An 11,767-nucleotide genomic window follows, 5' to 3' on the forward strand; every position below is an offset into this window, starting at 1 on the left:
GGCGCCGAGGGCGTCTGGACCGGCTCGCTCTGGCTGACCGTGGAGGAGGCCGACACTCCCGAGATGGCCAAGCGCCGCATCCTGGAGGCCACGTCGAGGGACACCGTGCGCTCGCGGAGCTGGACGGGCAAGCCGGCGCGGCTGCTCAAGAACGAGTGGACGGAGGCGTGGGAGTCGGAGGAGTCGCCCGGCACGCTGCCGATGCCCCTGCAGTTCATGCTGGTCTCGGACGCCCTGCGCCGCATCGGGCGCTCCGACGTCGCCGAGCTGGCCACCTTCCCCGCCGGGCAGATCATCGGGATCACGAATCAGGTGCGGTCGACGAAGGATGTGGTGTTCGGGCTGGTGGAGGAGTACGGCGAGGCTCTGGAGCGACTGGAGCGCCTCACCGAGGACTGACACTCACACCGGAACGATGGTGAGCAGGCTCTCCAGGCCGACGAAGTCGTCGGTGTTTCGGGTGTAGAGCGGCAATCCCCGGCTCGATGCCACTGCGGCGATCATGAGATCGATTCGCCGAGGCCGGGGATCACGCTTCGCCGCGATCGTCAGCGCGACGAGGCTGCCGTAACGCGCGGCGGCGTCCGCGTCGAAGGGGAGTGGCTCGAAGTCGACAGCCGCTGCCCCCAGCTTCTCCATGCGAACCGCTCGAGTTGCCTCGTCCTTCGCCAGGGCCACCCCCTGGTGGAGCTCTGCCAGGGTGATGGCTGTGAGCTCCGGGATGGTCGGGAGGGCGTCGGGCGATATCTCGCCCAGATCGATGTAAACGCAGGTGTCGATCACTCCGGTGGCGTGGCGATCAGGCACGACGCCGCTCCCACGGGTCGTCGTCGATGCGCTCTTCGCCGCCGAAGAATTCGTCGGCCTCTCGGCGCATCTCGGCGTAGTCGACGCGTGGGAGCCGGCGATGCCTCGCGACGAGCTCTTCGGCGCTCAGGTGCCGCTTGCGTGGGATGGGTCGCAGCTCCGCGATCTCGACACCGTTGCGAGTGATGTGGAAAATCTCGCCTGCTTCGACCTGATCCATAACCGCGGCGGAGTTGTTGCGGAATTCCCGCTGGGTGATGACCTTCATCATGTGCCGATCGTAGCCTTGTGTAGCCTCACGTGCTACGCGAACAGTCTACCTCAGCGTCCCTGGTACGTCGGGGGCCGCTTCTCGCGGAAGGCGCGCGTGCCTTCCTTGGCGTCCTCCGAGCCGATCACCGGCCACCCGATCTCGTCCGACACCTTCAGCGCCTCCACCTCCGGCATGCCCAGTGTGTCCCGGTACGTACGCAGGATCGCCTGCACCGCGAGCGGCCCCGAGGTGGCGACGTCCTCGGCGAGCTCGCGCGCCGAGGCCAGCGCCTGGCCGTCCGGGACCACCCGGTTGACCAGTCCCATGGAGAGCGCCTCGGCCGCCGTGACTGCGCGGCCGGTGAGGAGGAGGTCCATGGCGTGGCAGTACGGGATCTGCCGGGGAAGGCGGACGGCGCTGCCGCCCATGGGGAAGAGGGCGCGCTTGGCCTCGAACAGGCCCAGCGTGGCGGACTCGGCCACCACCCGCAGGTCCGTCCCCACCAGCAGTTCCGTGCCCCCCGCCACCGCGTAGCCCTCCACGGCGCTGATGATCGGCTTGGTGGGCAGGTCCTCCCTGAGCAGGCCCTTCCAGTGGAAGTTGGGGATCTGCGCGGCCCTGGCCTGGACCTCCGGGTCCGTGGAGGGCTGCCCCATGGCCTTGAGGTCCGCCCCCGCGCAGAACGTGCCCTCCGCGCCTGTCAGGATCGCCACCCGGATCCCGGCCTCCGCCGACGCGTACGCCCACGCCGAGGCCAGGCCGATCAGCATGTCCGAGGAGAGCGCGTTGCGGGCCTCCGGCCGGTTCATGGTGACGATCAGGACGTGGCCGTCGCGTTCGATCCGGCAGTGGGGGGTGCTGATCGGCAGGAGCTCCACGTACGCCTCCGAAGTGTTTAATCAAGCGCTTGCTACGAACTTCGGCCCCAGGATACGCTCCCAGCAGCAAACGAGAACAGGTTCCTGTTTTGCCGCGCCGCAACTCCAAGGAGTTCACATGGGCACGCTCGGTTTCTGGAGGCTCGCGCAGGCGGATCCCGAGTGGATCGCGGCTGTTGACCCTGACGGTACGGAACATCGCGCGGGCGACCTGCTGGCCCGCTCGAACCGCCTCGTCCACGGCCTGCGCGGCCTAGGGCTCCAGCCAGGGGACGGCATCTGCGGCCTGGTCCCGAACGGCGTCGACGGGCTCGTGCTCTACCTGGCCGCCATGCAGGCCGGCTGGTACTACACCCCGGTCAACTGGCATCTCACCGGCCCCGAGATCGCGTACATCGTGTCCGACAGCGAGGCCAAGGCCTTCTTCGTGCACCCGCGCTATCTCAAGGAGGGCGCCAGGGGAGCGGAGGCCATCGAGCCGCACCGCCGTTTCGTCCTCGGCGAGAAGGGCGAGAAGGTCGACGGCTTCCGCCCGGCGAGCGAGCTCACCGACGGACAGCCGGACACCGCCCCGGAAGACCGGACCGCCGGCGCCACCATGCACTACACCTCGGGCACGACCGGCAAGCCGAAAGGCGTCAAACGCGGGCTGAACGGCCTGGATCCGGATGACTCCGCAGAGCTGATGACGTTCCTGCTCGGACTGTTCGGCATCACCCCGGGCCGCCCCAACGCCCACCTGATCACGTCCCCGAACTACCACACCGCGGTGACCCAGTTCGGCGGCACCGCGCTGCACATGGGGCACACGCTCGTCTACATGGACAAGTGGGACGCCGAGGAGATGCTCCGCGTCTGCGAGCGCTACCGCGTCACGAACTCCCACCTGGTCCCGACCCACTTCAAGCGGCTGCTGGCGCTCCCGGAGCAGACCCGCGCCAAGTACGACCTGTCCTCGCTCAAGTGGATGATCCACGCCGCGGCCCCCTGCCCCGTCCCGGTCAAATGGGCGATGTTCGAGTGGTGGGGCGACTGCGTGTACGAGTACTACGCGGCCACCGAGGGCGGCGGCACCCTTGCCACGCCCGAGGGCTGGAAGACCCACCCCGGCACGGTCGGCAAGGCGTGGCCCATCAGCGAGCTGCTCATCGTGGACGAGCAGGGCGAGCCTGTACCGACCGGCACCGCCGGGACGATTTACATGAAGATGATGGGCGCCTCGTTCGAGTACAAGGGCGACCCCGACAAGACCGCCGCGAACCGCCTCAAGGACTACTTCACCGTAGGGGACATCGGATACCTGGACGAGGACGGCTACCTCTACCTCTGCGACCGCAAGGCCGACATGATCATCTCTGGGGGGGCGAACATCTACCCGGCCGAGATCGAGAACGAGCTCATGGTCCACCCGAAGGTGGCGGACGTGGCCGTGTTCGGCATCCCGGACGAGGAGTGGGGCGAGCAGATCAAGGCCGTGGTCGAGCCGGCCCCGGGGATCGAGCCCGGTCCCGAGCTGGCCCGCGAGCTGATCGCGTCGCTGGAGGGCCGCCTGGCCAGGATGAAGTGGCCCAAGAGCGTCGACTTCATCGCCGAGATGCCCCGAGAGCCCAACGGCAAGCTGCTCAAACGCAAGCTCCGCGCTCCGTACTGGGAGGGACACGACCGTGCCATCTGATCCGCTCGTCGCCCAGCACGTCCTGGAATTTCCCGGCGGCTACACGCGTACGACAGGCCCGGTGATCGGCCGGTTCCTGAGCGAACTACGCGGCCGGCGCATCGTGGGCGTGCGGACGAAAGAGGGCAAGGTGCTCGTGCCGCCCCTGGAGTACGACCCCGCGACGGGGGAGCCGGTGACCGGCGAGTACGTCGAGGTCGGCCCGGCCGGCACGGTCACCACCTGGGCGTGGGTGGCGGAGCCCCTCGAGAACCACCCGCTCGACCGCCCCTTCGCCTGGGCCCTGATCAAGCTGGACGGGGCGGACACCGCGCTGGTGCACGCCGTGGACGCGGGCAACCCCAAGGCGCTCGCCGCGGGCACGCGCGTCTGGCCGGCCTGGAGCGACCGCCCCACCGGCCACATCACCGACATTTCGCATTTCGTCCCTGAGGTCACGAAGATCGTGTCCAACGTGCGCTCCGAATACCGCCTCCAGGCGGGCGGCGCGCTCCGCGTCTTCCTGGAGGGCATCAAGCGCGGCGTCTTCCTCGGCGGCCGGTGCGAGAGCTGCGCCAAGGTGTACGTGCCGTACCGCATGTCCTGCCCCGAATGCGGAAGCGCCATCGGGGAGACGCTCGAACTGCCCGACACCGGCACCATCACCACGTTCGCCATCAACAACCTGCCTGACCCCCGGGCTCCGCAGGTGCCGTTCGTGTCGGCGTACATCCTGCTCGACAACGCCGACATCCCCATGATCGCGCTCATCGGCGACGTACCCGCTCATGAGGTGCGCCAGGGCATGCGGGTCAAGGCCGTCTGGGTGCCGGAGAGCGAGCGTACGGCGTCAATGTCGAACATCCGCTGGTTCGCCCCCACCGGCGAGCCCGACGTGGAGCTGTCATGAGAGATGTCGCGATCGTCGCGTTCGCCCAGACCCAGCACACCGACCACGACACCGGCGCGACCGAGCCGGAGCTGATCCTGCCCGTGATCAACGAGGTCAAGGAGCGCACCGGGCTCAAGAGGTTCGGCTTCACCTGCTCGGGCAGCTGCGACTACCTCGCGGGCGCGCCGTTCTCGTTCGTGTCGGCCCTCGACGCCCTGGCCGCCTGGCCGCCGATCTCAGAGAGCCACGTGGAGATGGACGGCGCCTGGGCCCTGTACGAGGCATGGGTGCGCCTCCAGCACGGCGACATCGACTCGGCCCTGGTGTACGGGTTCGGCAAGTCGTCCCTCGGCGACCTGCGCACGATCATGACGATCCAGCTCGACCCGTACTACCTGGCGCCGCTCGGCCTCGACCTGCTCTCCTACGCCGCGCTCCAGGCCGGCGCGGTCGGCGCGGACCGGAACGAGCTCGACGAGATCGTCCGCAGGAGCCGGGCGGACGGGAGGAGCAACCCGTACGCGCTCGATCTGCCCGACCCGGACGACGCGGACGGTTTCGCCGTGGAGCCGCTGAAGAAGACGGACGTGCCGCCCATCACGGACGGCGCGGCGGCGATCGTGCTCGCCGCCGGTGACCTGGCCAGGGAGCTGTGCGCGAATCCCGCCTATATCAGGGGCATCGCGCATCGTATAGAGCCCCACTACCTGGGTATGCGTGATCTCGCCCTGTCGGCCTCCGCGGCCGATGCCGCACGAGCCGCGGGGGTCGGCAAGGGTCCCGTCGAGGTGGCCGAGCTGCACGCGCAGTTCCCCCACGAGGAGATCATCCTGCGCCGCGCCCTGGAGCTGCCCGGCGACACGGTGATCAACCCGTCCGGCGGCCCGCTGGCCGCCAACCCGGTCATGGCCACGGGCCTCATCCGCATCGGCGAGGCCGCGCGGCGCATCCTCGAAGGTGACGCGAGCCGCACCGTCGGGCACGCCGCCGGCGGCCCCTGCCTGCAGCAGAACCTCGTCACCGTCCTGGAGGCATGATGGGCAACCGGGAGCGAACCCGACGCCCCGCGAGCGGAGCGAGCAATTGGACAGGGTGCGTCGCGAAGCGGAGTGGAGGGCCGACGAAGGAGGCACTCCGGGGAGCGAATGAGGAGTGGTGAGCGACCAATGAACAGGTGCGCGGTCATCGGCGTCGGGCAGACGCACTACACGACCAAGCGCAGGGACGTGTCGATCGCCGGACTGGTCCGCGAGGCGGCGCTGCGGGCGCTGGAGGACGCCGGGCTGACGTTCAAGGACATCGACGCCGTGGTCATCGGCAAGGCGCCCGACCTGTTCGAGGGCGTGATGATGCCGGAGGCGTACCTGGCGGACGCCCTCGGCGCGGCGGGCAAGCCCATGATGCGCGTGCACACGGCGGGCAGCGTGGGCGGCTCCACGGCGCTGGTCGGAGCCTCGCTGATCCAGGGCGGCGTGCACGACCGGGTGCTGGTGGTGGCGTTCGAGAAGCAGTCGGAGTCCAACGCCACCTGGGCGCTCTCCACGCACCTGCCCTTCAACGCGTCGCTGGTGGTGGGCGCGGGCGGCTACTTCGCGCCGCACATCCGCGAGTACATGCGCAGGTCGGGCGCGCCCGGGCACATCGGGACCCTCGTGGCGGTCAAGGACCGGCTGAACGCGCTCAAGAACCCGTACGCGCACCTCAAGATCCCCGGCATCGACCAGAAGATGGTCGAGTCCACGCCCATGCTGTGGGAGCCGATCCGCTACCTGGAGACCTGCCCGTCCAGCGACGGCGCGTGCGCCATGATCCTGTCGTCCGAGTCGAAGGTCACCGGCACCCCGGCCTGGGTGCACGGGACGGCCATGCGCTCCGAGCCGATCTTCCGCGCCGGTCGCGACGCGGTCCTCCCGCAGGCGGGCGAGGACTGCGCGGCCGACGTCTACCGCCAGGCCGGCATCACGGACCCGCGGCGGCAGATCGACGTGGCCGAGACGTATGTGCCGTTCTCCTGGTACGAGCCGATGTGGCTGGAGAACCTGGGGTTCGCGGCGGAAGGGGAGGGATGGAAGCTCACCGAGTCGGGCGCGACGGCGCTCGACGGTGACACCCCGTGGAACGCCTCGGGCGGGGTGCTGTCGAGCAACCCGATCGGCGCCTCGGGGCTGATCAGGTTCGCCGAGGCCGCGCTGCAGGTGCGCGGGCTGGCGGGCGAGCACCAGGTGGACGGCGCCCGCATGGCGCTCGGCCACGCGTACGGCGGGGGAGCCCAGTTCTTCGCGATGTGGATCGTCGGACGGGAGAGACCCTGATGGAGTTCAACCACGCTGACCTGTTCGAAGGGCTCGCGGACACGATCGGGGACCGGACGGCCATCGTCTGCGGCGCGGACCGGCGTACCTACGCCGAGCTGGAGGCCGAGGCCAACCGGCTCGCCCACTACCTCATGGATCTGGGCATCGAGCCGGGCCAGCACGTCGGGCTGCACCTCTACAACGGCGTCGAGTACGTGGCAGGGCTCCTGGCCGCGCTCAAGATCAGGGCCGTGCCGATCAACGTCAACTACCGCTACGTCGAGAACGAGCTGCTCTACCTCTACCGCGACGCCGATCTCCGGGTCCTGATCTACGACGTGGGGTTCGACGCGCGGGTGGCCGCCGTGGCCGATCAGGCGCCGCTGCTGGGGCACCTCATCTCGGTGGGCGGGCCGTCGGCGATCGGCTCGGCGGTGCCGTACGAGACGGCTCTGGAGCGGGGCAAGCCGGAACGCGGCTTCCCGCCCCGCTCGGGCCAGGACGTCTACATCATCTACACCGGCGGCACCACCGGCCTGCCCAAAGGGGCGATGTGGCACGTCGAGGACCTGTTCATGGGCTTCGGCGGCGGCAATCCGTACGGCGAGCCGCGCGCCACCCCGCAGGAGGTGATCGACGCGGCCGTCAAGGCCGATCCCATCGTGATGATGGCCGCGGCGCCGCTGATGCACGGGGCCGCGCAGATGGCCACGTTCATCGCCTGGTGGATGGGCTCGACCATGGTGTACGTGCGCCGCTTCGACGCCGACGAGGTGTGGCGGACGGTCGAGCGCGAGCGCGTGATCTCCATCAACATCACCGGCGACGCCATGGCCAGGCCCCTGGCCGAGGCGCTGGAGAAGGGTGGCTACGACGCCTCCTCGCTGTTCGTGATCAGCTCGACCAGCGCGATCCTGTCGGGCGCGGTACGCGACCGGCTCCAGGAGTTACTCCCCAACGTCATGATCATGGACGGCTTCGGCTCCACCGAGTCCGGCTACACGGCGACCGGCGTGGCCGGCTCCACCCCGGAGAAGGGCCTGCGCTACAAGCCGAACTCCATGGTCCGGCTGGCCGTGCTCGACGAGCGGCACCGGCCCGTGCAGCCCGGCTCCGGGCAGCTCGGGACCGTGGCGACGGCCGGGCGGGTGGCGTTCGGCTACTACAACGACCCCGAGAAGACCGCCCGCACGTTCGTCACCGACGAGGAGGGGACCAGGTGGCTGCTGACCGGCGACCTGGCGACCGTGGACACCGACGGGACCGTGAACGTGTTCGGCCGGGGCTCGCAGTGCATCAACACCGGCGGGGAGAAGGTGTTCCCCGAGGAGGTCGAGGCGGTGCTCAAGGGGCATCCGGCCGTGTACGACGCGGTAGTGACCGGGGTGCCCGACGAGCGGTGGGGGAACAGGGTGGCCGCCGTCGTGGAGCCGCGGCAGGGCGTCGAGGTGACGGCCGAGGAGCTGGACGCGCACTGCAGGACGCTGCTGTCGGGGTACAAGGTGCCTCGTTCGTACGCGTTCGTGGAGGAAATGGTGCGATCGCCGGCGGGCAAGGCGGACTACCGGTGGGCCCGCGAGACGGTGCAGGCGAGCGGCGTATAGAGAGCGCGCTGCGGGAGACCGGCGCTTAGAGAGCCCGCAGCTCCTCCTCGACCGCTGCCAGCTCGTCGCTCCTGCCCGCCTTCTCCAGCAGCTTCATCCTGCCCCGTAGCACGTCGCGGAGCAGGTCCGCGACGCCGTCCCGCGCGGGCAGGTCGCGGAGCAGCCCGGCCGCGACCCGCAGCGCCGCGTCGGCGGCGTCGTCCCTGCCCAGCTCCTGCTGGCAGAGGCCGAGCCTGGCGTGTGCCACGGCCCTGGGCAGCTCGTCCCGTGTCACCTGCGTGGCCCGGTGGAAGACGAGCCCGGCCTCCAGTCCCCGGCCCGCCTCCATGAGCGCGTCACCCAGCATGAGCATCGCCCTGGACAGCAGCTCGCGCTGGGCCGGGCTCCCTGGCTCCTGGCGCGCCCGGCTCCCGGAGCCGAACCGCCGCTCCACCGGCCCGAACCTCTCCAGCGCCGCGACCGCCTCCCGCAGCGGCTGGATCGCGTCGGCGGCCAGGTTCCGCATCCTGAGCGCGGAGGCCAGCGTGAGGCAGGCGCCCGCGCGGCTGGTGTGCAGGGCCTGCGCGTCCATGCCGGTGGTCAGCAGCTCGTCGTATATCGCGATGGCCTCTCTGGCCCTCGCCTCGGCCTCCACGCCGCTGTCCAGGCCGAGCAGGGGCAGCAGCTCGGAGCTCTGCGCTAGGGAGTCGGCGAGCACAGCTCGGTACGTGAGATCGTCCGGCGACCGCCTGGCCAGCGGGATCAGGTCCTCGACGAGCGCGTTGGCCTCGCTGAGCTCGCCGAGCATCATGTGGCACCTCACCACGCGCTGGGTGGCCAGCGCGTGCTTGACCGTGCCCGGCTCCTGTCCCGTGGCGGCGATCTCGGCGTACTCGGCGGCCTCCTCCGGCCTGGCCGCCGCCAGAAGGTCGTCGGCGATGATCTCGGCGCACTCCCGCTTTCTCGCCGGGTCGGTGTGGAGCCGCAGGGCCTCCACGAGGTGCGCCAGCGCCTCCTGCTCCCTGCCGAACGCCCGCAGCGCCTGCCCGCGCACCTGAATCGCCCGCGCCCGCACGCCGGGCGGCTCCCGTCCCGCCTCCGAGACGCCCGCCTTCGGGACGCCCGCCTTCGAGGCCCGGTCCAGCTCGGCGAGTGCCCAGGTGACCGCCTCCAGGGCGGCCTGCGGGCGGTCGAGCATGGCCAGGCTCGAGCCGAGCTGCACGTACGTGACCGCGGCGACGGCCGGGTCGTCCAGCTCGTCGCAGAGGTCGGCGGCCCGCTCGGAGTGCGCCAGCGCCTCGACGGGGCGGCCCTGTTCGAGCAGCTTGACGGCGTAGAGGTTGAGGGTCTCGGCCAGTTCCCTGCCCGGTTCGTCGGAGAGGAGGTCGATGGCCTGCTCCAGGACGGCGAGGTCGGCCTGCCCCTGCCGGGCGAGCGCGGCGAGCGCCCTGCCGAGCCGCCCGCGGTAGTCCCCGGAGAAGGCGGCAGGCCCCCGGTAGACCCGGACGGCCGGCTCAGCGTCCGGCAACCGCATCAGAGCCTGCCCGCACAGGTCGTGCACCTCGGCGCCGCCGCCGCTCAGCGGCACCTCCTGCTCCAATGCGTCCGCGAACGTCGTCAGCGCGGGCAACAGGTCGGGCATGTCGCCCGGGTAGGCGATGACCTCCTCGATGAGGGTTCTGAGCGCATCCGTCCCCGGCAGCGGCCGGATATCGAGCATCTGGCGGTACAGGGCCACTCCGGCGGCCGGCCCTTCCTCCTCCACCCGCAGCCTGGCCAGCCGGGTGAGGGCCAACAGGTGCACGTCGACGAGGTCGGCGGGCGGGTACGGCAGCATCGCGGTGCCCTCGGCCAGCTTGGCCGTGGCCGCACCGGGGTCGTGCAGCTCGGCCAGGCACAGGCCGCCGAGCTCCAGGCAGGTGGCGGTGAGGAGCCGGCTCGCCGCCGGAGGCTCCGAGGACACGACGTCGAGGGCCCGGGTCGCCGACTGGAGCGCGCCCTCGACGTCCTGCCTCGTGAAGCGGATGCCGCCCTGCAGCCGCAGGGCCCCGGCCAGGGCGCGCGGGGAGGCGAGCCCCTCCGACACCAGCCCTTCGTAGAGCCCGACCAGCCGGTCTGCCGCCGCCTCCGCGTCGGCGGGGCAGGCGGCTTCGGAGAGGGCTGCGGTCTCCAGGATGAGCAGCTCGGCCAGCTCCGTACGGAACACGACGCTCGTCCCGGCCCGCGGCTCGTACGACTCGATGGCGGTACGCAGGTGCGGAACGGCCTCCTTGTGCCGCCCGAGGCACACCAGCGCCCGGCCGAGCGCCGCCGCCACCATCCCCACGGCGATCGCGTGCGGCCGCACCGGACCTGCCGACCGCTGCAGCGTCTCCGGTACGGGATGGCGTCGCAGCAGCTCGGCAGCCTGCCTCGCGAGCACGAGCCCGTCGCCGGCCCGTCCCACGTCGGTCCAGGCCCGGGCGAGCACGGTCTGGGCGGAGATGTAGGCGTGGATCTCCGGCGTTCCGCCGCCCTCTGCGGCCTTGGCGCACTCCGCCAGCTGCCGTTCCGCCCCGGCCACGGCCGCCTCCGGCCGCGTGGAGACCAGCGCCAGCAGCCACGGCCGTCCACCGGCGTGCTCGACCTCCGTCTCCAGCCTGGCCGCCCTCGCCCGCACCTCGGACGCGCGCCGCTCGCTCCTGGAGCCCAGCGTGTCGTAAAGCTCGGCGGCCTGCTCCAGCTGCGCGCGGCCGTCCACCGGCCGGCCGAGCTCGTCCAGACAGAAGCCGAGCAGCCGCCTGCCCTCGGCCTGCGTCGCGGTGTGCTGCCGGCCCGCCACGGTCATGGCTTCCTGCAACGGCCCCAGCGCCTCCTCGGGCCGGTCGTCGATCAGCAGCAGCTCGCCCAGCCGGAGCAGTTGCCCGGTCAGGGCATGGCGGTGCTCGTCGGGCTCCAGCGCGACCAGGGCACGCAGGTTGCGTACGGCTTCGGCGGCGGAGCGCACGGCGGCGTCCAGGTCTTCGAGCCGGGCATGGAGCCCGGCCAGCAGTGCGGCGGCTTCGGCCAGCATCAACCGCAGGCCGGGCTCCTGGACGGCGAGGCCGCGCAGCCGTACGACGGCCTCCGAGGCGGGGACCACGGCGTCGGCCGGCCGGCCGTGCCCGTCCAGCCAGGCGGCCAGGAGGCGGAGCCGGTGGGCCAGATCCCTGTTGGTCGGGGCCACGTTCCTGAGGGCGGCGGTGACGGCGACGGCGAGGCACCCGGCCAGCTCGGGCAGGGCGCCGGCACCCGCCTCCTCGAACGGCATCAACGGCCCAGGACCTGGAACGGCGGCGACCGGCGACTGCTCCACCACCCCGGACCGCGCCATCGACGTCCGTCCGGCCGTCCCGGCGCGTGCCGCTGTCGGTTGACCGGTCATCCC

The 11,767-nt window shown here is 71.2% G+C and carries 11 protein-coding genes; 6 read left to right on the top strand and 5 right to left on the bottom strand.

Annotated features, from left to right (window positions below):
• On the top strand, positions 1-399 hold a 399-nt coding region (locus AB0H84_RS33885), incomplete at its 5' end, for a nitronate monooxygenase (protein WP_357613439.1).
• Between the two features lie 3 nt (positions 400-402).
• Here the strand turns inward: AB0H84_RS33885 and AB0H84_RS33890 are convergent.
• Genes AB0H84_RS33890 through AB0H84_RS33900 form a run of 3 tightly spaced genes read right to left on the bottom strand, consistent with a single transcriptional unit; the run spans position 403 to position 1,938 of the window.
• Complete coding sequence (locus tag AB0H84_RS33890; RefSeq protein ID WP_357613442.1) at positions 403-807, bottom strand: type II toxin-antitoxin system VapC family toxin; 405 nt, start codon at positions 805-807, stop codon at positions 403-405.
• On the bottom strand, positions 800-1,078 hold the full coding sequence (locus tag AB0H84_RS33895; protein WP_357613445.1) for a type II toxin-antitoxin system Phd/YefM family antitoxin: 279 nt from the start codon (positions 1,076-1,078) through the stop codon (positions 800-802). The genes AB0H84_RS33890 and AB0H84_RS33895 overlap by 8 nt, the downstream gene beginning before the upstream one ends.
• Positions 1,079-1,128: 50 nt before the next feature.
• Complete coding sequence (locus AB0H84_RS33900; RefSeq protein WP_357613448.1) at positions 1,129-1,938, bottom strand: crotonase/enoyl-CoA hydratase family protein; 810 nt, start codon at positions 1,936-1,938, stop codon at positions 1,129-1,131.
• 118 nt (positions 1,939-2,056) lie between these two features.
• On the opposite strand from AB0H84_RS33900, the gene AB0H84_RS33905 reads away from it, so the two are divergent.
• Together AB0H84_RS33905 and AB0H84_RS33910 are read left to right on the top strand one after the other, a co-directional pair.
• Positions 2,057-3,613 carry an acyl-CoA synthetase gene (locus AB0H84_RS33905; protein ID WP_357613451.1) on the top strand — a complete coding sequence of 519 codons (1,557 nt, stop codon included), beginning with the start codon at positions 2,057-2,059 and terminating at the stop codon, positions 3,611-3,613.
• On the top strand, positions 3,603-4,502 hold the full coding sequence (locus AB0H84_RS33910; protein WP_357613453.1) for an OB-fold domain-containing protein: 900 nt from the start codon (positions 3,603-3,605) through the stop codon (positions 4,500-4,502). Before AB0H84_RS33905 ends, AB0H84_RS33910 begins: the two co-directional genes overlap by 11 nt.
• Here the strand turns inward: AB0H84_RS33910 and AB0H84_RS33915 are convergent.
• Positions 4,405-4,611, bottom strand: coding sequence for a DUF6882 domain-containing protein (locus AB0H84_RS33915; protein ID WP_357613952.1), 207 nt, complete (start codon positions 4,609-4,611; stop codon positions 4,405-4,407). The two genes, AB0H84_RS33910 and AB0H84_RS33915, sit on opposite strands and share 98 nt — an antisense overlap.
• Here AB0H84_RS33915 and AB0H84_RS33920 point away from each other — a divergent pair.
• The 3 genes from AB0H84_RS33920 to AB0H84_RS33930 all read left to right on the top strand — a co-directional run bounded on the left by AB0H84_RS33920 (position 4,514) and on the right by AB0H84_RS33930 (position 8,382).
• The gene (locus tag AB0H84_RS33920) at positions 4,514-5,521 is read left to right on the top strand and encodes a lipid-transfer protein (protein WP_357613955.1); all 1,008 of its coding nucleotides are present in this window, start codon (positions 4,514-4,516) and stop codon (positions 5,519-5,521) included. The two genes, AB0H84_RS33915 and AB0H84_RS33920, sit on opposite strands and share 98 nt — an antisense overlap.
• Positions 5,522-5,650: 129 nt before the next feature.
• Positions 5,651-6,796, top strand: coding sequence for a thiolase domain-containing protein (locus AB0H84_RS33925; RefSeq protein ID WP_357613456.1), 1,146 nt, complete (start codon positions 5,651-5,653; stop codon positions 6,794-6,796).
• Positions 6,796-8,382, top strand: coding sequence for an acyl-CoA synthetase (locus AB0H84_RS33930; RefSeq protein WP_357613459.1), 1,587 nt, complete (start codon positions 6,796-6,798; stop codon positions 8,380-8,382). Before AB0H84_RS33925 ends, AB0H84_RS33930 begins: the two co-directional genes overlap by 1 nt.
• A 25-nt stretch (positions 8,383-8,407) precedes the next feature.
• Here the strand turns inward: AB0H84_RS33930 and AB0H84_RS33935 are convergent, their stop codons facing one another.
• Positions 8,408-11,713, bottom strand: a complete 3,306-nt coding sequence (locus AB0H84_RS33935) for a tetratricopeptide repeat protein (RefSeq protein ID WP_357613462.1) — start codon at positions 11,711-11,713, stop codon at positions 8,408-8,410.
• Positions 11,714-11,767: the final 54 nt, after the last annotated feature.

The sequence above is a fragment of the Nonomuraea sp. NPDC050786 genome (assembly GCF_040654115.1).
In the GTDB taxonomy this organism is placed as follows: Bacteria; Actinomycetota; Actinomycetes; order Streptosporangiales; family Streptosporangiaceae; genus Nonomuraea.